We start from the raw sequence: 19,998 nt of genomic DNA, 5'->3' as shown, positions 1-19,998 counted from the left end.
GAGCATGACATCGACGGCAATCACGGCCGGCACCGAACCGGTCTTCCACCTGGAAGAAGAGCATGCGCACGCCGAAGGCGGCTCCACCATGCTCGGCTTCTGGCTCTACCTGATGAGCGACTGCCTGATCTTCGCGATGCTGTTCGCCGCCTATGGCGTGCTTGGCGGCAACTATGCGGCCGGGCCCGCGCCCAAGGACCTGTTCGACCTCGATCTGGTGGCGGTCAACACCGCCATGCTGCTCTTCTCCTCGATCACCTATGGCTTCGCCATGCTGACCATGGACAAGGGGCGCGTCGCGGCGACACAAGCCTGGCTTGCCGTGACCATGCTGTTCGGCCTGGCCTTCCTGTCGATCGAACTCTACGAATTCGCGCACATGATCCATGAAGGCGCCACGCCGCAGCGCAGCGCTTTCCTGTCGTCCTTCTTCACGCTCGTCGGCACGCACGGCCTGCACGTGACCTTCGGTATCGTCTGGATGGTGACGCTGATGATCCAGGTCGCGAGACACGGTCTCATCGAGGCCAACCGCCGCCGGCTGATGTGCCTCAGCATGTTCTGGCACTTCCTCGACGTCGTCTGGATCGGCGTCTTTACCTTCGTCTATCTGATGGGGATGTTGCGATGAGCGCTCATGATCATGCCGAGGGTCACGGCCACGCCCATGGCGGTGCCGCGCACGGATCGTTCAGGAGTTATCTGATCGGCTTCGTCCTGTCGGTGATCCTGACCGCCATTCCATTCTGGCTGGTCATGACCGGCATCATCGATGACAAGCAGGCCACGGCCATCGTCATCATGGCCTTCGCGGTCGTGCAGATCGTGGTCCACATGGTCTTCTTCCTGCACATGAACACCGCCTCGGAAGGCGGATGGTCGATGCTGGCGCTGATCTTCACGCTGATCCTGGTTGTCATCGTGCTGACCGGTTCGCTCTGGGTGATGTACCATCTCAACGCCAACATGATGCCCGGGCTGCACGACATGCGCGAGATGCCATGAGCCCGGCGGGCTCTGGGAGGACCACCATCGAGGCGATCGGACAAACAGGCATCGGCCCGCATCCCGTACCGCAAGAGAGCGCCGGCAGGTCGACCGTGTCGCGCCTTGTCCTTGTGCTGCTCGGGCTCCTCGGCGTGCTGGTGTTTGCCGGGCTCGGCATATGGCAACTGGAAAGGCGAGTCTGGAAGCTCGACCTGATCGCTCGTGTCGACCAACGCATTCATGCTCCGGTTGTTGATGCGCCTGGCCCGGAGAGCTGGAACGGCATCACCGCGGCCGGTTACGAATACAGCCATGTGCGATTGGCGGGACGCTACCAGGGCGGCGCCAACACGCTTGTGCAGGCGGTGACGGAGCTTGGCGGCGGCTATTGGGTGCTGACGCCGATGCGGACCGACCGTGGCTTCGTCGTGCTGGTCAACCGCGGCTTCATTCCCCTGGAGCGCAAGACTGAGTTCGAACGGGAGAGAGGCGGCCCAACCGCGCCGGCCGTCATCGACGGCCTGTTGCGCATGAGCGAACCCGGCGGCGGCTTCCTGCGCAAGAACGACACCACGGGCAATCGCTGGTATTCGCGAGACGTCGCCGCCATAGCAACCGCGCACGGCTTGACGAGCAATGTCGCTCCCTATTTCGTCGATGCGGAAGCGTCACGCATGGAGGGCTGGCCGCGCGGCGGCTTGACCGTCGTGACCTTCCGCAACAGCCACCTGGTCTATGCTTTGACCTGGTTCGCGCTCGCTGCGATGCTCGCCATTGCCCTGGCCAGGCCGATGATCGGCCACGGCCGACGGCGAGGACCCGCGAGATGAGCGTCCCCACGCAAGCGCTTCATCATGACAAATCCCTGGTGGCGGCATCCCTAGCCGGCAAGAACGGGGCAGTATCGCACCCTGATGCAACGAACAGGAAGAACCTGTTCCTCCTCATCCAACTGCGTTGGCTGGCGGTGGCGGGTCAGGTGCTCACCATTCTGGCGACGGAATACTGGTTCGATATCCCATTGCCGCTGGCGGAGATGGCCGGCGTGGTGCTTTTCCTGTTGGGCCTCAACATCTTCAGCCTGCTGGTCCTGCGCGGCACCAGGCCCATCAGCAACACCCAGCTCTTCGTTGCGCTCATCTTCGACATGGCGGCACTGACGACGCAGCTCTACCTGAGCGGCGGCGCGTCCAACCCGTTCGTATCGCTCTATCTCCTGCAGATCACGCTTGGCGCGGCACTGCTGACGCCAAGGTTTACCTGGATCCTCGTGGCGGCTGCATCGGCCTGCTTCGTCTTCCTCATCTTCCTCTTCCAGCCGATCGCGATCCCGCATCATGGCGGCAGCGATCTCCTGTCCCTGCATATCAGGGGCATGTTCATCTGCTTCGTGCTGGCGGCCGGACTGATCGTGATCTTCATGACGCGCATCAACCGCAATCTGCGCGAGCGCGACGCCTACCTCGCCGATCTGCGCCAGCGCTCGGCCGAGGAGGACCACATCGTACGCATGGGCCTTCTGGCCTCCGGCGCCGCGCACGAACTCGGCACGCCGCTTGCCACGATATCCGTCATCCTGTCCGACTGGCGCCAGATGCGCACGCTCACGCGCAACCGCGAAATGGCGGCCGACATGGCCGAGATGCAGGCCCAGATCGAGCGCTGCAAGCGCATCGTGTCCGGGATCCTGATGTCTTCCGGCCAGGCGAGGGGCGAGGGAACGATACGCACGACCATTCGCGGTTTCCTCGACGATCTGGTCGAGGAATGGCGCATCAGTCGCCAGCCATTCAAGCTGGAATACAAGAACGATTTCGACCCGGACGAGCAGATCGTATCCGACACGGCGCTGAAGCAGGTCATCTTCAACGTGTTCGACAATGCCCAGGAAGCATCGCAGGATTGGGTCGGCGTCACCGCCGAGCGGCAGGGCGACAAGCTGGTGATTTCCGTGCGCGATCGCGGGCCGGGTTTCAACGAGGGTATTCTGGCAGCACTTGGCCAACCCTATATGTCGAGCAAGGGACGGCCGGGCGGCGGTCTTGGCCTGTTCCTCGTCATGAACGTGGTCCGGAAACTGGGAGGCGATTTTTCGGCGCGCAACATGGAACAGGGCGCCTGTGTTACTCTTTCGCTGCCACTTCCGGCGCTGACCGATGGAGATGATCGTGAGGCCTGATCGATCCCTGTTTATCGTAGAGGACGACGCCACCTTCGCCAAAACGCTGAAGCGCTCCTTCGAAAAGCGCGATTACGACGTCGTCGTCTGCCACGACCGGGAAGCATTGCTTAGCGCCCTCGAAACAACTGTTCCGGCTTACGCTGTCGTCGACCTCAAGCTTGGAGCCGGCGGCTCCGGACTGGAGTGCGTCAAGCTGCTCAGCGCCCGCGATGCTTCGATCAGGATTGTCGTGCTGACGGGGTTTGCCAGCATCGCCACGGCTGTCGAGGCGATCAAGCTCGGCGCGAGCCATTACCTGGCGAAACCCGCCAACACCGATGACATCGAAGCCGCCTTCGGCCGGGCTGAGGGCGATGTTTCCGTACCGCTCTCCTCCCGGCCCACCTCGATCAAGAATCTGGAATGGGAGCGCATCCACGAAACGCTGGTCGAAACCGGCTTCAACATCTCCGAAACGGCGCGCCGGCTTGGCCTGCATCGCCGCACTCTGGCCCGCAAGCTCGAGAAGCGCGTGGTGAGATAGCAGAGCGCATTTGCGTTCGCGACCGGGCCGGGTGCGACCATTCAGTGCTTCCGTGTGCGCTCCGGGATACCTATTTGTCTGAGATTCGCGGACACCGGAGCAGGCAAACACGTGGCGCAACGATCAGGCAGTGCGGATCTTCCGCTTCACGGCGGGCGCGTGCCGAAATGGCTGGGCGACCGCATGACGCGCCTTGGCGCTGTCATGTGCGAGGCGATCATCCATCATTACGGCCGTAATGAATTGCTGCGGCGGCTGGCGCATCCGTACTGGTTCCAGTCCTTCGGCGCGGTCATGGGCATGGATTGGCACTCGTCCGGCATCACCACCAGCGTCGTCGGTGCCTTGAAACGCGGTCTCACGCCGCTGTCGGGTGAACTCGGCATTCACGTCTGCGGCGGCCGCGGCGCGCATTCGCGCAAAACCCCGCACGAGCTTGCCGCCATCGGCGAGCGCATCGGCTTCGACGGAGCGCGTCTGGCAACCGCCAGCCGGCTTGTCGCCAAGGTGGACAGCGCCGCCGTTCAGGACGGTTTCGACCTGTATTTGCACGGCTTCATCGTTACCGACGATGGCGACTGGGTGGTGGTGCAGCAAGGCATGAACGGCGACAGCAAGGTGGCGCGCCGCTATCACTGGCTGTCCGAAGGTTTGAAGAGTTTCGTCGACCAGCCGCACGCCGCCATCGAGGGCGCCAACCAAGGCGAAATCGTCAACCTGACCGACAGGCGCGCCGAAGCCTCACGCCAGGGACAGCTGGACCTGCTGCAGGATCTTGGGCCGGACCGCATCCTTCGGGAGTTCGCCGCTCTGGAACCCGGCACCGCATCGGCTCCCGAGCAGCCGCTGCTGCCGCATCTGGTCATGCCGGCTCACCATGATGTTCGTGAGAGCGATGTCGTGATGCATCGCCTTCACGGCAACATGGCCGCTGCCGCCGAGTGCGGTCCCGCCGATTTCGCCGAGCTGCTTCTGGTTCCCGGCGTTGGCGCTCGCACGGTGCGCGCCTTGGCGCTGGTTGCCGAAGTGGTGCATGGCGCACCGTGCCGGTTTTCGGATCCGGGCCGGTTTTCGCTGGCGCATGGCGGCAAGGACAGGCATCCGTTTCCGGTTCCGCTCAAGGTCTATGACGAGACGATCGGAGTGCTGAAGTCGGCCGTGCAAAAGGCCAGGCTTGGCCGCGAAGAGGAAATCGGTGCGCTGAGGCGGCTCGACGATCAGTCGCGGCAGGTCGAGCGATACGTTACCGGTCCCAGCCTGAAGGAGATTGTCGCCGGAGAATTCGACCAGTCGCATCTGCTTGGCGGTCGCAGTGTCTTTGGCTGGGAACCGGCGCCGGATGAGGTGACGGCCGGGCAAAGCAAGAAGGCATGACGGGCCGCTGGCGGGGCATCACGCCACGCGACGGTAGCTGTAGCGATCCTTGATGAATTTATTGAAGAAGCGGCCTTTCGAGGAAGCCCTCATGAATGCCGCATAGGTAGCCGGGGAGACTTCCTCATAGTCATAGCGGTTGCCGTGCGGCACGAACCAGACGGAGAGAATCCTGGTCGCGGGATCGTATTGCGTGCTTCGAATGACGGTCGACGGCATGTTGGCACCTGACGGCTCCTCCGATTAACCCGCCGGGCATGGTCCGGTTCCCTGCGGTCAGCCGAAGTCGCTACCTGTCGCGTGGATCGCCGTACTTCGCGTCGCGCGCCCTTGAATATCGATCGATGCGCGGCAGCTTGTCGGCAAAGTCGACCCAAGGCAGCCTGAGATCCCAATAGGCATGGGCCTGTGGCCGCAACCCTTCGGGTTTGTCGAAGAACCCGATTGTCAGGTAAAACTCGTCCGGCAGGCCTTCGTCGCTGTAGCCTATCGAACTCCCGCAGTCGGGACAGAAAGTGCGGGCAACGCCCGGCGTCCTGGAAAAAGCCTTTGGCGTTCCCTTCAAAAGGCGGAACTGACTCGGCCGATATCCGACCCAGATGGTGAGCGGACTGCCGATCGCCCGTCGGCAATCGTCATCGTGATCGTAGCATATCCAGAAAGGCTCGCCGTCCATGGCGGCGGCAATCGCCCCGCAAAAGCAGGCTCCGGTCTCGACGCGTGGCATCCGGCACTCCAAGGCTGGAACAAGTCCGGCGGCCTCCAACGGAGCCGCCGTTTCCTAAACTTTCACGCCCCTCCAGTGTTCCATTGCGCCGGGTATGCGATGTGTCGAAGGCAAGTCGGCGCGGCCCTGTCTTGCCTTGTGGTCCGGCCTTCACCATCTAGGCACGATGTCGCCGCTCAAACCGAAAACATCCGGCCGTGTGGCCCAGTACGATCTCTTCAGTGCCGATCAGGATGATTTGCCGGAGGGCTTCGTCTACCAGCCCGGACTGATCACGCCGCAAGAGGAAATCGAACTCGTCCGACAGCTTGAAGGCCTGCCTTTCAAGGCCTTCGATTTCCACGGTCATCTGGCGAACCGGCGCGTCGTTGGTTTTGGCCTGCGCTACGATTATGACCGGCGCGTAGTCGTCGAGGCGCCGCCTATCCCTGATTTTCTGCTGCCCCTGCGCGACAAGGTCGCGGCCTTTGCGCACCGGCCCGCCGAGGCCTTCGCGCAGGTCCTGATCAATGAATACCGGCCCGGCGCCGGTATCGGCTGGCACCGCGACAAGCCTCATTTCGAGGACGTCGCGGGCGTCTCGCTGCTGGCGCCCTGCGATTTTCGCCTTCGGCGCAAGAATGGGCCCGGATGGGAGCGCCAGACAATCACTGTCGAGCCGAGATCGGCCTATCTCATGACGGGCTCTTCGCGAATAGAATGGGAGCACAGCATCCCGCCGCTTGCCGAGCACCGCTACTCGATCACCTTGCGAACGTTGCGGCCTCGGCATCCCTGAGCAGCGCTGAGGTTTGCACGGGGAAGCTGTCCGCATCCATCTCGCTATGAGGGCTCGACCCGACCTGCGTGCGGCAGGGCGGGTCGAGCAATGTCGTGCTCTAACTATCGGTTTCACGCAATTCCGGGGAAAGCGCTGCGCGCTTCCCCGGAATTGCTCCTAGGTCAGGATCAGCACGATCTTGTATGTATCCGGATCGACGATGACGATCCGGCCATCGGCGAGAACGAAATACTCGTATGCTTCGTAGGCCGGAACGATCTTGACGATGCGAGCCGGCAAACGATGCAGCCTGATCTTGTGCCGCGGAACTTCGATGCCGACGGAGACGTCGAAATTGACGCTGGCCACCGGCTCGACCTTGGTTTCCCTGAACACCTGGGTGATCTGGGTCTTCTGTTCGACCGTCACGTTGTTGATGGACGCGGTCGAAGTCTTGTCCTGCGTGGAGGCCTTACCCTGAGCCTGCTGATCGGTCTGAACCTTGGCCTTGTCCTGGGCCTGCTGGTCCGTCGTGGCGCCAGCCTTGCCTTGAGCCTGCTGGTCCGTCGTGGTGCCGGCCTTGCCCTGGGCCTGCTCATCGGTCTGGACCTTAGCCTTACCCTGAGCCTGCTGATCGGTCTGAACCTTGGCCTTGTCCTGGGCCTGCTGGTCCGTAGAGGCGCCGGCCTTGCCCTGGGCCTGCTCATCGGTCTGGACCTTAGCCTTACCCTGGGCCTGCTGATCGGTCTGAACCTTGGCCTTGCCCTGGGCCTGCTGGTCCGTAGAGGCGCCGGCCTTGCCCTGGGCCTGCTGATCGGTCTGGACCTTGGCCTTGCCCTGGGCTTGCTCGTCCGTCTTCATCTTGGCCTTGCCCTGAGCCTGCTGATCAGTCTGGGACTTGGTGCCCTGCGCCTGGTCTTTCATCTTCGAGCCGTTTTGGCAGTTGGTCGTGCCGGAAGCGCAGTTCGTATCCGCTCCTGATTGGCTTTCGGCGGGCTGTGTCTGAGCCATCGCCGCCCCGCATCCGAGCCCGATCGCAAGCATGCTGGTCATGAGAACATGTTTCATAGGAAATCTCCTTCGGAGAGTTCGTCCCTTCAAGGGGGGAACTTCGACCAAAAAAGATTGTTCCAGACCGGATGCGTTAATGCCGCCACCCACGGCTGAACCCGAGCCCCTCGGGACCGATCACATGATGCCGAAAGTCCTGTAGGCTTCCACCGCGCTCATGCCTTCGCGGATCGCCCTGGCGACGAGCTTTTCGCCACGCACTTTTTCCAAGGCCAGCCGCACGACTTCTTTCTCGGCCTGTCGCGGGATGACGATAACGCCTTCCTTGTCGCCGAACAGCAGCGTTCCCGGCTCGATCCGCACGCCGCCGATTTCGAGCGCGCAGCGATAATCGATCACCTTGCCGCGCACGCCCTGGTCCTGTGCGTAGTAACCGGTGCAGAAGCAGGGAAATCCAAGTGCCTTGATGCCGTCCGTGTCGCGGGCGAAGCCGTCGACCAGGGCGCCGTGCGCGCCGAGGATTTTGGCGCGCGTCGACATCAGTTCGCCCCACAGGGCGTAACGGGGCGAGGCGCCGCTGGCGACGTAGATCTCGCCGGGCTTCAGATCGTCCAGCGCCTCGAACATCAGCCCGAACGGCTTGGTCATCAGCGGATTGTGTGTCGGCTCGTCGGACAGGAAGATATCTGTTTCAAGCACCGGCATGGCCCGGCCGAGCAGGCGCGTCTTGTCGTCGACCGGCTTGAATACGGGTGGCAGGAACTGGTGTTGCAGCCCGAGCGTGTCCATCACGTCGCCAACCACGGCGACGAACAGTTCGGTCTCGAACAGGCGATACATTTCGGCGTCGTCACCATCGAGGCGGGTCGATCCGGTCATCAGGCTTGCCTCCGAACGTCGGTGGATGGGGCGGTGCGGGAAGGCCCGAGGGCCGTGGCGTTCTGCACCAGCGCACGCATATAGCCGAGTGCAAAAGCCTTGCCGGCATGCCAGGGCGCGTCGCAGGACATTTCCGGCGTATGGTCGGGGATCATCACGCCTTGATAGTTTTCATCGCGCAGGATGCGGACGATCTCGGCCATGTCGATGTCGCCATCATCGACGAAGGTCTCGTGATATCTGGGTACCTTGCCGCGCACGTTGCGGAAATGGATATAGCCGATGCGGCCGCGTCGGGCGAAGCGCCTGACGTGGCCGTAAATATCCTCCGTGCCAGGCATCTCCTGAAGCGAGCCGAGACAGAGTTCCAGACCGTTGGACGGCGAGTCGACGATATCCATCAGCCGGTCGTATTTTTCCGGCCGGTTGACCAGTCGCGCCGCCCCGCGCAATGCTTCGGCCGGCGGATCGTCCGGATGCGCCGCCAGCATGACGCCGGCCTCTTCGGCCACGGGCACGATCTCGCGCAGGAACATGTCCAGCCGCTGCCAAAGTTCCTCGCTGCTCACTTTGACCGTTTCTGAACCTGGCCGTCCGGCGCGGTAGCGCATGTTCCAGACGACTCCGTCAGGGAGAGGCAGATCGGGGTCGATGGCCGAGAGGTCCAAGCCCACCGACATCGCCTCGCCACGCGCGAACGGACCGCGCGACCAGCCCCAGACGCCGGCAATCGAGAAATTATAGCCGATGCAGGGAATGCCCGCGCGTCCGGCATCGCGGACAAGGCGCTTCAGACCCTCGATCTGCCTTGCCCTGTCCGGGCCGCCGAGCAGCACGTCGGACCAGAAGCGCGGCGAGAAATTCTCGATCGCGGCGATTTCCAGGCCATTGTCACGCACGGTCTTCACCAGGCCGGCGAAGTCCTCGTGGTTCCAGAGTTCGTCGGCGGAGCAGTCGCCCCAGCCTTCTGTCTCGCTGCCGGCGGACAGCGAAGGGTCGCGGCCGCGAAAATAGTTGGTGAGGTGGGCAACGATGTGCGTGGCGCCCGCCTGGCGGGCGAAGCGGAAATTGTCCGTTGTCAGAGATTCCCGGTAAAGCCCAAGACCGATCTTCATGGCTCTACTTCACACCGATGCCGGCGGTGAGGCCGCCGTCGATCTTATAGTCCGCGCCGGTGCAGAAGCCCGCCTTGGATGAGCACAGGAAAGCGATGAGCTCGGCCACCTCTTCCGGCTCGCCGATGCGGCCGAGCGGATGGGCCGCGCCGAACCGTCTGTAGGCCTCTTCGACGTCGGCGTCGCTGCCGCCGTCGCCACGAGCGGCCTTCTCCAGGATCGGTGTGCGGATCGAACCCGGGCTGACCGAATTCACCCTTATGCCCGATGCGGCGTAATCGAGCGCCAGCGACCGCGTCAGCGTGTGGATGGCGCCCTTGGTCGTGGCGTAGGCGGCGACATTCTGCTGGCAGGCAAAGCCCTGCACCGAGGCGACGTTGACGATGGCACCGCCGCCGCGCTTGACCATTTCCGGGATGCCGAAATGCGCGGTCAGGTAGATCGAGCCGACATTGACCGTCATCGCCCGGTTCCAGGTTTCCCAGTCGGTCGTCGTTGCCGTTCCATAGGGATGCACCGCCGCCGAATTGACGATGACATCGATGCCGCCGAATTTCGCGACGCCGGCCGCGACCGCCTCGCGCACCTCGTCGGCAACGGAGACGTCCACGGTTTGCACCAAAGCGCTCGCCCCGGCCTTGGCGAGGCTCTCCTGCATGGCGGCGTTGGCTGCCCTGTCGATGCCGCAAGCGACGATCGAGGCACCACCTTGGGCCAGGCGCCTGGCGGTGGCCAGCGCGATGCCGGTCGTGCCGGTGATCAGCGCAACCTTGTTCTCGAAATCAAGCATGGGGCAAATCCTTGGGAAGTGTTCTGTCTGGCGACGGGGTCACCGGCGCGGTTCGGGCGTTTTCGAGATCGTCGGGAACGAAGCGCAGGCCGAAGTCGAGGTGCCGGCTCATCAGGTAGCTATAGGCGATGCGGTCGCGGGCGCGCAGCGCCGCGATGATCTCGCCATGGGCGCGGCGTGTTTCACTCAGCACCGGCCGGATGGATTTGCCGACGGTCATGATGTGGAGGATGACAGGCGACAGGAACTGGTAGGTCTGCACCAGCATGCGGTTGCCGGCGAGCTTCATCAGCGCCAGGTGGAAATCGAAATCGCGCTGCGCCGCCTCCTGGACATCCCGGGCGGCCTCGATCAGGCCGTTGATCTCGTCCAGGGCGTCGAGTTCGGCGATGCCGGCATTGAGGATGATGTGATCGCCGACGCTCACCTCGATGATGCGGCGAAATCCCTGTATGTCGTGAAAGGACGTCTTCGATATGTCCATTTGCGCGGCAAAGAAATTCTGGATCGCGACGCTCTGCCTGTCGGCCAGCACCGCGCCGACACGCGGCTTGGGGTCGATCAGGCCATAGGTGCGGATGGTGCGCAGCGCCTCGCGAATCGTGTTGCGGCTGGCGCCGAACAATTCGCCGAGCTCCCGTTCCGTAGGCAGGACGTCGCCGACGGACAAGGCCCGATTGCGGATGAGGTCGAGGATCTGCCGCACCGTCTGGTCGACGGCCGAACTGCTGATTCCTGCTTCTTCAGACGCTTCCATCGGCTCGCGGCTCGCCTGTTCCAACAGCTAATTCCTTGCAATTTGTTGGACCAGATTAGAGTTCTGTCGGTCAAAAATCAACCTTGAGCGGCAATAAAGGTTCTGTTGACAGGATCGTGGTCCAACAATATGGTCGCCGCCAAACAGTGAGGAGACTTCATGGAACAGTGTTGGCGCTGGTACGGTCCCGATGATCCGGTGACGCTCGAGCATGTCAAACAGGCTGGCGCCACCGGCGTGGTTTCGGCGCTCCACCAGATTTATGACGGCAGGGCCTGGCCCGAGGCCGATGTGCTGGAGCGCAAGCGCATCATCGAGGCCGCTGGGCTGACCTGGTCGGTTGTCGAGAGCATCCCGGTCCACAATTCGTTCAAGATCGGCGCGCCGGAGCGCGAGCGCTATGCCGGCTATTATCGCGACAGCATCCGCGCGCTCGCCAAGGCCGGCATCGCGACGATCTGCTACAATTTCATGCCGGTGGTCGACTGGACCCGTACCGATCTGGCCTACCGGCTGCCGACGACGGGCTACGCCTTGCGTTTCGACGCCATCGACTTTGCCGCCTATGATCTCTTTGTCCTGCAGCGCAAGAATGGCGCGGCAAGCTACACGCCGGCGCGTATCGCCGAGGCCGAGCAACGCCTGAAGGCGCTGACGCCGGAGCAGATCGACCAGATCGAGCGCAACCTGATCGCCGGCCTGCCGGCAACGGAGCGCAGCTATAACAGGGACAGTTTCCGCGAGGCCCTGGCGGAATACGATGCGATCGGGCCGAAGGAACTGCGCGACAACCTCGCCTGGTTCCTGCGCGAGATCATTCCGGCGGCTGAAGAGGCGGGGGTGCGCATGTGCATCCACCCCGACGATCCGCCATTCTCGCTCTATGGCCTGCCGCGCGTCGTTTCGACGGCCGAGGATGCGCGTTTCATCCTCAACGCTGTCGACAGCCCCGCCAATGGCTTGACCTTCTGCACTGGTTCCTACGGCACGCGCGCCGACAACGACATCGTCGCCATGGTCAAGGAATTCGCCGACCGCATCCATTTCGTCCATCTGCGCAACATCACCATCGAGGAGGACGGCTCGTTCTATGAGGCCGAGCATCTCGAAGGTGGTACCGACATGGCGCACGTCATCCTCGCTTTGATGCAGGAAGAGGCGCGCCGCCGCGCACAAGGTCGCGCCGACTGGCAAATCCCGATGCGGCCGGATCATGGCCACCTGCTCGCAGACGACATCGGCAAGAAAAAGATCAATCCCGGCTACTCGCTGATCGGTCGGCTGAAGGGCCTCGCCGAGCTGCGCGGCATCATGCGCGCCGTCGAGCGGTTCGGCCTGGCCTGAGACCATCGGAAGGCGAACTGCCGTTTGCATATGTAAAAGTTACTTGTCTATGTGAAAATACCTGCTACTAATCGGCGGGCCGGGCAGTCATGCCCGGCTCCAGGGAGGAATTGCCTGAAATGACAAGGCTGCGCGGTCTTGCGTGGGATCATCGACGTTGCTGGGGTCCGCTGGACGCCAGCGTCGCGCCCTATTGCGCTGGCAATCCCGGCCTCGAAATCGAATGGGACCGCCGCAGCCTGTATGAATTCGGCGAGGGCGCGCTCGGTCCGGTGCTCGGCACCTACGACCTCGTCGTTTTCGACCATCCCTTCATCGGCGACATCGCGCAGGATGAATTGATGGTGCCGTTCGACGCGTGTCTGTCGGCGGAGCAGATGCGCTTCTTCGAGCAGGATTCGGTCGGCGCATCATGGCGCTCCTACGAAAGGAACGGACGACAATGGGCATTGCCGATCGATGCCGCCTGCCAGGTCGCCTCCTATCGTCCTGACTTGCTGGAGCGCTACGGGCCGGTGCCGCGCATGCATGACGAGGTGCTGGAACTCGGCCGGCTTGCGCGCAAGGACGGCAAATGGCTCGGTCTGCCCTCGGTCCCGACGGATGCCATGTGCATGCTTCTGACGCTCGGCCGTCCGCAGGAGGCCGGTGAGCAATTCATCGCCAGGCAAAGGGTCGAGCAGGCCATCGCGCAGTTGCGGGAGCTGGCAGCGCTTTCGCATCCGGACTCGTCGAAATGGAACCCGATCCGCTGCTATGACCACATGATCGCGCATGACGACGTGGTCTATGTGCCGTTCGCCTTCGGCTATGTGAATTACACGGCGAAAACCGACGGGCCATATCTGCGCTTTGCCGACGTGCCGACCCCGGGCTCCGCCGGCGCCTTGCTCGGCGGCGCCGGCATCGGCGTCAGCGCCCAGTCGAAACACAAGCAGGCGGCGACCGACTATGCGCTCTTCCTGTGTTCGCCCGACTACCAGCGCGGCGATTATGTGAAGGCGGGCGGACAGCCGGGATCGCTCGCCGCCTGGAAAGACGCTGAGGTCAACGCGCTTTCAGGCGGTTTCTTCAGCGCCACGCTTCGGACGATCACGTCGTCCTATCTGCGTCCGACGCATCCGGGCTTCATCGCCTTCTTCCGCGAATGCGCGCCGTATGCGGCGGCCGCCATCGCCGGCGAGGTATCGGCGGCCGACCTTACTGACCTCGTCAATCGCCTCTACCGCGAAACCAGGCAACCGGAAGGGAGCATTGCGTGATGGCCGCCAGCGTTGCCGATACACTCGACGACGGCGAAGCCGGCCGCAACGGCTATCGCGTACCGGCGGTGGACAAGGCGCTCGACGTTCTGGAGTTCATGGCCTCGAGTGCCGAGACGCTGACCCAGACCGAGATCGCGGCCGGCTTGGGACGCTCCATCCACGAGATCTACCGCATTCTGCTTCTCCTGGAGAAGCGCGGCTACATCTTCCGCACCCAGTCGGACCGTTTCCGTCTGTCGCTGAAGCTGTTCGAACTGGCGCATATGCATCCGCCGGTAAACCGGCTGGTCGAATGCGCACTGCCGGCAATGCGCGAACTGACCGCCAATGCCGACCAAAGCTGCCACTTGGTGGTGCGCGAAGGACAAAACGCGCTGGTGGTGCTGCAGATCGATTCCCCGCTGCCGATGCGTTACTCGGTGGCGCTGGGGTCGCATTTCCCGATCCTCGAAACCAGTTCGGGCGCCGTGCTGCTTGCCCATTCGAACCGGGCCGAGCGCGACCGGATCGTCGAGCGCATCGTGGCCGCCGGCGAAGGTCAGGGCAGTCGGGCTGAAATCGAGGCGCGGCTGAACGAGGTCGCGAGGCTCGGCTACGAGATGCGCGCCTCGCTGGCCGTCGAGGGCTGCACCAACATCTCGATGCCGGTGCGCGACCACACCGGTGCCGTCATCGCCGCGCTCACCGTTCCGCTGCTGCCGCAAAAGGCGGCGCGGTTCGGCCGCGAAGCCGTTTTCGAACGCACCCAGGCCGCCGCCGAAAAGATATCGGCGGCACTCGGCTGGTCCGACTCCGCCTCTTCTTTACGTGCCGACCCGGAACGGCGGGACTACCCGTTCAGCGACTAACAAAAGCGATAAATCTGGGAGAAGAAAATGCTCTGGTCCAAGTCAATCCTGTTTGCGTCAGTCGCCATGCTGGCGCTCGGCGCCGCCACCGCGCATGCCGAGAACATGCCCAAGCGCATCGGCTACGTCACCAACTACGCCACCCATGAGTGGTATCAGAACGTCATCAAGGGCATGAAGGCTCACGGCAAGGAACTCGGGATCGAAGTCGAGGTGCAGGACGCCAATCTCGACATCGCCAAGCAGGTCGCCGCGGCCGAAGACTTCATCGCCAAGGGCGTCGACGTGCTGATCATCACCCCGGTCAACGAGGAAGGCGTGGTGCCGCTGTTGCGACAGGCCAAGGCCGCCAACGTCCCGGTGGTGCTGGAAGGCAACCCGGTCAAGGGCATGACCACGATGGTCGCCATCTGCGACTACGATACGGGCTACATGTCCGGGGTAGAAGCCGGCAAATACGCCAAGGAAAAGCTTGGCGGCACTGCCAAGGTGATGAATGTCGGCCTGCCGCTGCTGTCGGCCACGGTGCTGCGCTCGCACGGCTTCATGGACGGGCTGAAGACCGTCATTCCTGATGCGGTCATGGTCCACGACCTCGACGGCGGCGGCAACCCCGACCGTGCGCTCGAAGTCTCCTCGGCGGCGCTCGCCAAGAATGCCGACATCAACATCATCTACGGCATCAACGACTCGTCCTCGCTTGGCGGCCTGCAAGCCTGGAAGGCGGCAGGGAAGTCGCAAGACGGCCTGTTGACGGTCGGCACCGGCGGCGAGGGCCTCGCCTTCATCAACGCCATGCAGAACGAACCATCGTACCGCATCGAGGCCGCGATGTTCCCGGAAAAGGAAGGGTTCACCGCCATCGACGCGGCGGTCAAGCTCTTCAACAACGAGGAAGTGCCCGAGCACATCGTCAGCCCGACGGCGCCGATGAACGGCGACGACTGGAAGAAGTACTATGACTATGACGGCACCACCCGCACCATCAAATGGGATGCCGTCAACGCGCTCCAGCCGCCGGCAAAGTGCATGAAGACCTCCGCCGACCTGAAGCAATAAGCCTGATGACGCTGCCCTTCCCTTGACGCGGGGAGGGGCAGTGTCAGGCAAGTGGTCTGGAATGGACTGAAATGAAATGAGCGAGCTTACACACGCCTCCGCACCGAAGCGTTTCATCGGCGGCCAGCTGCTGGGCAGCAGCCAGCTCGTGCTGGGCGTCATCCTGGCTGCGCTGTGCATCGCCATCTCGATCGCGGCGCCGCAATTCTATTCGGAAGCCAACATCATCGCCATCCTGCGCCAATGCGCGCTGGTGCTGGTCGTTGCCTCGGGCATGACCATGCTCATCATCACCGCCGAGGTCGACCTGTCGGTCGGCGCCTCGCTCGCTTTCGTCGGCTGCATCGGCATGGCGGTGCTGAATTCCACCCACAGCCTGGCGCTCGGCATGCTGGCGGCGCTCGCCTTTGCCGGCGGGGTCGGACTGTTCAACGGCCTGGTTGTCACCAGGCTGAGAGTGAACTCGCTGATCGCGACCATCGGCACGATGATGATGCTGCAGGGCGGCGTCTATCTGTTCACGCGCGAGGCGGTGCAGAACCACAATCAGCTGGCAAGCTTCACCGACCTCGGCGCCGGCTATGTCGGGCCTGTGCCTGTGCCTGTCATCCTGGCCGCGCTGATCTTCGTGGTCGCCTATGTCACGCTGCGCTTCACCACGCTCGGCCGCTACCTCTACGCGGTGGGCGCCAATGAAAAGGCGGTGCGCCTGTCTGGCGTACGTTCCGAACGCCTCAAGCTGTTTGCCTTCGTCGTCACCGGCCTGTGCGTCGGCGTTGCCGGCATGATCCTTTCGTCGCTGATGAATGCTGGCCAGCCGACCGCCGGCCGCGGTTTCGAACTGACCGTCATCGCCGCCGTCATCCTCGGCGGCACCAGCCTGCTCGGCGGGCGCGGCTCGCTGTTCGGCACCTTGCTCGGCGTGCTGGTGCTGAAGGTGATCGACAACGGCATCATCATCCTCGGCTGGAACCAGGATCTGCAGATGGTGGTGCCGGGCTTCGTCATCATCCTGGCCACCTATCTCGACATCATCCGGAACAGAGCCAATGTCCGTTGATTTTCTGCACCCCGGCGAAGGCGCGGCCACCGATACCGATGTGCCGGCACTGGAATTGCGCGGCATCGACAAGCGCTTCCCGGGTGTCGTGGCGCTCGACAATGTCGACTTCACCCTGAAGCCCGGCAAGATCCATGCCCTGATGGGCGAGAACGGCGCCGGCAAGTCGACGCTGATCAAGATCATGGCCGGCGTCTACGGCAAGGATGCCGGTACCATTCGCATGCGCGGACGCGAGGTCGATATCCAGTCGCCGCGCGACAGCCTGAAAGAGGGCATCAAGGTCGTCTTCCAGGAGATTGCGTTGATCTCCGAATTCACGGTTGCTGAGAACATCTTCCTCGAGGGCTACCCGACCGGCAGGACGGGCTCGATCGACTGGAAGAAAATCCGCGCCGATTCAGCCGCCCTGTTCAACCGCATCGGTTTCAATGTCGATCCGGCTGCGCGCACGGGTTCGCTGCCGGTCAGCCAGCAGCAGATGGTCGAAATCGCCCGCGCGCTCGCTCATGAGGCCCGCGTCGTGGTGATGGACGAGCCGACCTCCTCGCTGACGCCGAACGAGGTGTCGCTGCTGTTCACCGTCATCCGCCGTCTGGCCAGCCTCGGCATCGCGGTGGTCTATGTCAGCCACAAGCTCGACGAGGTGTTCGAGATCGCCGACACGGTGACGGTGCTGCGCGACGGGCGCCACATCTCGACCAAACCGATCGGCGAGCACAGCAACGACACGCTGATCCAGGACATGATCGGACGTCGCATCGACAATCTGTTTCCGCGCCAGCGCGGCGCGGCAGGCGGCAAGGTTGCCTTGTCGGTAGAGAAGCTCAGCACGGCGAGGAAGCTCGACGAGGTGTCTTTCGAAGCACGCGCCGGCGAGGTGCTCGGCTTCTTCGGCTTGATGGGCGCGGGCCGCACCGAACTCGCCAAGGCGATCGTCGGCTATGATCCGATCACCGCGGGCACGATCAGCGTCGACGGTCAGCGCCTCACGCCACATGACACGCGCACCGGTGTCAGGCTCGGCATCGGCCTGCTCACCGAGGATCGCAAGAGCGAAGGGCTGATGGGCGAGCTGCCCGTCTACCAGAATGCCAGCCTCGCCTCGCTTGGCGCCTTCGCACGCATGGGCTTCATCGATACGGCGAAGGAGCACCGGGCGGTGCAGGACTATGTCGACCGCTTCCGCATCAAGACCCCCAGCCTGTTCCAGCAGGTGAAGAACCTGTCGGGCGGCAATCAGCAGAAGGTGCTGATCTCGCGCTGGCTGATGCGCGGCCTGAAGGTGATCGTCGTCGACGAGCCGACGCGCGGCATCGATGTCGGCGCCAAGTCGGAGATCTTCGCGCTGATCGACCGGCTCGCCGGCGAAGGCCTGGCGGTCGTCATGATGACATCGGAAATGCCGGAGCTGCTCGGTCTCGCCGACCGGATCGCCGTGATGTGCGAGGGCCGTCTGACCGCGATCATGTCGCGCGATGAAGCCACGCAGGAAAAGATCCTCAATGCGGCGATCGGATAAGACCATGAGCCTTGCCAATATAGCTTCCGCAAAAGCTCAACCCTCCCTGCTGGCGCGGCTCTTTGCCCGGCAGGAACTGGCATTGTTCGTCTGCCTCATCCTGGTACTGGTCTTCTTTTCCGTCACGGTCGAGAATTTCTTCTCCGTGCGCAACATGACCAACGTGCTCGGCCAGGCTTCGCTCGCGCTCACCGCCGGCATCGGCTGCGCCATCGTCTTCATCTCCGGTGAGGTCGATATCTCGATCGGATCGCTGCTCGCGACCATCGCGTTGCCGCTGATCATCATCATGAACGACACCAACTCGCTGCTGCTCGGCGTCAGCGCAGCACTGCTGTTCGGCCTGATCATCGGTGTGGTGAACGGCTATCTCACCGCCTATGCCGGCATCAACTCGCTGATCGTGACCTTGGGCACGATGTTCATCATGCGCGGCGGCGTCTATCTCTACACCGGCCAGCGCGCGATCCCGGACAACGCCAGCCTCGACAGCTTCATCGCGCTTTCGGATGGCCGCCTGTTCAACATCATCCCGTATTCGGCGGTCATCGCGATCGTCCTGCTCGCCGCCTTCGGCTACATGATGCAGCACCGGCCGTTCGGGCGGCAGATCTATGCGGTCGGCGGCAATCAGGAAGTCGCGCGGCTTGCCGGCTATGATGTCCGGCGGGTGAAGTTCATCTGCTTCATCATCAGTTCGCTGCTGGCGACGGTTGCCGGAATTATCCTGGCCGCGCGCGTCGGCTCGGCGCAGCATACGGCCGGACTCAATTTCGAATTCCAGGTCGTCGCAGCAACGGTGCTCGGCGGGGTCAGCCTCGCCGGCGGCATCGGCAGCCTGACCGGCATGGCGCTTGGCGTGCTGATCCTTCAGTTTCTGTCCAATGGCCTGCGCGGGCTTGGCCTGCCGACCGAGTGGCAGCTGGTCATCACCGGCATGATCATCATCGCCGCGGTCGCCTTCGACGAGGCGAAGCGCCGGCGTGCGAACGGAGGCTGACATGGCTCGTCTCGAAGCAAAAACCGCCGTCATCACTGGTGCGGCCGACGGCATAGGCCACGCGATTGCCGAGGCGATGGCGCGCGAAGGCGCGCATGTCTTCATCGGTGACATCGCCGATACGGCAGGCGAGGATTTCGCCGCCGCGCTGCGCGCGGCCGGCCGCCGTGCCGATTATGTGCATTGCGATGTGTCGCAGGGAGCCGATATCTCGGGGCTCATCGACAGTGCCGTCAAGAAGACCGGGCACCTCGACATTCTGGTCAACAATGCCGCCATCGCCATTGGCGGCATGCCGGTGCATGAGATGACCGACGAACAATGGCACCGGCTGATGTCGGTCAACCTGACCAGCGTGTTTCGCGGCTGCAAATACGCGCTGCCGCACATGATCGCGCAGAAATCAGGCTCGATCATCAACATGGCCTCGGCCCAGGGCCATATTGGGCTGGATGGCTGGACCGCCTATGCCGGCGCCAAGGGCGCGGTGATGGCGATGACGCGCCAGATGGCGGTCGAGTTCGGCCCGATGAACATCCGCGTCAATTCGATCTCGCCGGGCACCATCAACACGCCGATGAACGACAAACTGATCAAGGAGATCGGCGGCAACCTCGCCAAGGCCTGGGTCAAGATGCATCCGCTCGGCCGCATAGGCGAGCCGTCCGAGGTTGCCGAAGCCGCCGTCTATCTCGCCTCCGATGCAGCCGGCTTCACCACCGGCACCGACCTGCGCGTCGATGGCGGCCTGACCGCCGCCCCGCGCTACGTTCCCGAACTGCTTTGAACCACGAA

22 protein-coding genes are annotated in these 19,998 nt (G+C 63.3%); 15 read left to right on the top strand and 7 right to left on the bottom strand.

Annotated elements, in window-relative coordinates:
* Window positions 1–4: 4 nt before the first annotated feature.
* The 6 genes from cyoC to EN850_RS26185 all read left to right on the top strand — a co-directional run bounded on the left by cyoC (window position 5) and on the right by EN850_RS26185 (window position 5,066).
* Window positions 5–631, top strand: coding sequence for a cytochrome o ubiquinol oxidase subunit III (cyoC, locus tag EN850_RS26210; protein ID WP_135880975.1), 627 nt, complete (start codon window positions 5–7; stop codon window positions 629–631).
* Window positions 628–1,005, top strand: coding sequence for a cytochrome o ubiquinol oxidase subunit IV (gene cyoD, locus EN850_RS26205; RefSeq protein ID WP_136092588.1), 378 nt, complete (start codon window positions 628–630; stop codon window positions 1,003–1,005). Before cyoC ends, cyoD begins: the two co-directional genes overlap by 4 nt.
* Window positions 1,002–1,817, top strand: coding sequence for an SURF1 family protein (locus EN850_RS26200; RefSeq protein WP_135880973.1), 816 nt, complete (start codon window positions 1,002–1,004; stop codon window positions 1,815–1,817). The genes cyoD and EN850_RS26200 overlap by 4 nt, the downstream gene beginning before the upstream one ends.
* On the top strand, window positions 1,814–3,166 hold the full coding sequence (locus tag EN850_RS26195) for an ATP-binding protein (RefSeq protein ID WP_136092587.1): 1,353 nt from the start codon (window positions 1,814–1,816) through the stop codon (window positions 3,164–3,166). Before EN850_RS26200 ends, EN850_RS26195 begins: the two co-directional genes overlap by 4 nt.
* Window positions 3,156–3,692 carry a response regulator transcription factor gene (locus EN850_RS26190; RefSeq protein WP_189343529.1) on the top strand — a complete coding sequence of 179 codons (537 nt, stop codon included), beginning with the start codon at window positions 3,156–3,158 and terminating at the stop codon, window positions 3,690–3,692. The genes EN850_RS26195 and EN850_RS26190 overlap by 11 nt, the downstream gene beginning before the upstream one ends.
* Before the next feature lie 111 nt (window positions 3,693–3,803).
* On the top strand, window positions 3,804–5,066 hold the full coding sequence (locus EN850_RS26185; RefSeq protein WP_136092586.1) for a DUF763 domain-containing protein: 1,263 nt from the start codon (window positions 3,804–3,806) through the stop codon (window positions 5,064–5,066).
* Between the two features lie 18 nt (window positions 5,067–5,084).
* On the opposite strand, the gene EN850_RS26180 is transcribed toward EN850_RS26185, so the two are convergent.
* Window positions 5,085–5,285, bottom strand: a complete 201-nt coding sequence (locus EN850_RS26180) for a KTSC domain-containing protein (protein WP_136092585.1) — start codon at window positions 5,283–5,285, stop codon at window positions 5,085–5,087.
* 70 nt (window positions 5,286–5,355) lie between these two features.
* Complete coding sequence (locus EN850_RS26175; RefSeq protein ID WP_136092584.1) at window positions 5,356–5,793, bottom strand: GFA family protein; 438 nt, start codon at window positions 5,791–5,793, stop codon at window positions 5,356–5,358.
* Between the two features lie 166 nt (window positions 5,794–5,959).
* On the opposite strand from EN850_RS26175, the gene EN850_RS26170 reads away from it, so the two are divergent.
* Window positions 5,960–6,571, top strand: coding sequence for an alpha-ketoglutarate-dependent dioxygenase AlkB (locus EN850_RS26170; protein WP_136092583.1), 612 nt, complete (start codon window positions 5,960–5,962; stop codon window positions 6,569–6,571).
* 159 nt (window positions 6,572–6,730) lie between these two features.
* Here the strand turns inward: EN850_RS26170 and EN850_RS26165 are convergent, their stop codons facing one another.
* The 5 genes from EN850_RS26165 to EN850_RS26145 all read right to left on the bottom strand — a co-directional run bounded on the left by EN850_RS26165 (window position 6,731) and on the right by EN850_RS26145 (window position 11,129).
* The gene (locus tag EN850_RS26165) at window positions 6,731–7,621 is read right to left on the bottom strand and encodes a DUF1236 domain-containing protein (RefSeq protein WP_136092582.1); all 891 of its coding nucleotides are present in this window, start codon (window positions 7,619–7,621) and stop codon (window positions 6,731–6,733) included.
* 120 nt (window positions 7,622–7,741) lie between these two features.
* Entirely contained in the window at window positions 7,742–8,443 is a 702-nt protein-coding gene (locus EN850_RS26160) for an RraA family protein (RefSeq protein ID WP_136092581.1), read from the bottom strand.
* Window positions 8,443–9,558: a mannonate dehydratase gene (locus tag EN850_RS26155; protein ID WP_136092580.1), complete on the bottom strand. Its 1,116-nt coding sequence runs from the start codon at window positions 9,556–9,558 to the stop codon at window positions 8,443–8,445. The genes EN850_RS26160 and EN850_RS26155 overlap by 1 nt, the downstream gene beginning before the upstream one ends.
* 4 nt (window positions 9,559–9,562) lie before the next feature.
* Window positions 9,563–10,348 (bottom strand): SDR family oxidoreductase, encoded by a 786-nt coding sequence (locus EN850_RS26150; protein WP_136092579.1) that lies wholly within the window; start codon window positions 10,346–10,348, stop codon window positions 9,563–9,565.
* On the bottom strand, window positions 10,341–11,129 hold the full coding sequence (locus EN850_RS26145) for a FadR/GntR family transcriptional regulator (RefSeq protein WP_246689280.1): 789 nt from the start codon (window positions 11,127–11,129) through the stop codon (window positions 10,341–10,343). Before EN850_RS26145 ends, EN850_RS26150 begins: the two co-directional genes overlap by 8 nt.
* Window positions 11,130–11,264: 135 nt before the next feature.
* Here EN850_RS26145 and uxuA point away from each other — a divergent pair, with 135 nt between their 5' ends.
* The 8 genes from uxuA (at window position 11,265) to EN850_RS26105 (ending at window position 19,990) form a co-directional block, all read left to right on the top strand.
* Window positions 11,265–12,449, top strand: a complete 1,185-nt coding sequence (uxuA, locus tag EN850_RS26140) for a mannonate dehydratase (protein WP_136092578.1) — start codon at window positions 11,265–11,267, stop codon at window positions 12,447–12,449.
* 119 nt (window positions 12,450–12,568) lie between these two features.
* Window positions 12,569–13,711: an extracellular solute-binding protein gene (locus EN850_RS26135; RefSeq protein WP_136092577.1), complete on the top strand. Its 1,143-nt coding sequence runs from the start codon at window positions 12,569–12,571 to the stop codon at window positions 13,709–13,711.
* Window positions 13,711–14,562 carry an IclR family transcriptional regulator gene (locus EN850_RS26130; protein ID WP_127278949.1) on the top strand — a complete coding sequence of 284 codons (852 nt, stop codon included), beginning with the start codon at window positions 13,711–13,713 and terminating at the stop codon, window positions 14,560–14,562. Before EN850_RS26135 ends, EN850_RS26130 begins: the two co-directional genes overlap by 1 nt.
* Before the next feature lie 27 nt (window positions 14,563–14,589).
* On the top strand, window positions 14,590–15,621 hold the full coding sequence (locus EN850_RS26125; RefSeq protein ID WP_136092576.1) for a sugar ABC transporter substrate-binding protein: 1,032 nt from the start codon (window positions 14,590–14,592) through the stop codon (window positions 15,619–15,621).
* A 76-nt stretch (window positions 15,622–15,697) separates the two neighbouring features.
* Window positions 15,698–16,681, top strand: a complete 984-nt coding sequence (locus EN850_RS26120) for an ABC transporter permease (protein WP_135920436.1) — start codon at window positions 15,698–15,700, stop codon at window positions 16,679–16,681.
* Window positions 16,671–18,203, top strand: a complete 1,533-nt coding sequence (locus EN850_RS26115) for a sugar ABC transporter ATP-binding protein (RefSeq protein WP_136092575.1) — start codon at window positions 16,671–16,673, stop codon at window positions 18,201–18,203. The genes EN850_RS26120 and EN850_RS26115 overlap by 11 nt, the downstream gene beginning before the upstream one ends.
* 4 nt (window positions 18,204–18,207) lie before the next feature.
* A complete protein-coding gene (locus tag EN850_RS26110) occupies window positions 18,208–19,203 on the top strand; it encodes an ABC transporter permease (RefSeq protein WP_135861845.1) in 996 nt (331 codons plus the stop codon).
* A gap of 1 nt (window position 19,204) precedes the next feature.
* Window positions 19,205–19,990, top strand: coding sequence for an SDR family oxidoreductase (locus EN850_RS26105; RefSeq protein ID WP_136092574.1), 786 nt, complete (start codon window positions 19,205–19,207; stop codon window positions 19,988–19,990).
* The last annotated feature ends 8 nt before the right edge of the window (window positions 19,991–19,998 follow it).

This window comes from Mesorhizobium sp. M8A.F.Ca.ET.207.01.1.1 (genome assembly GCF_004794715.1).
GTDB lineage: Bacteria > Pseudomonadota > Alphaproteobacteria > Rhizobiales > Rhizobiaceae > Mesorhizobium.
This window is presented reverse-complemented; position numbering and strand designations above follow the sequence as displayed.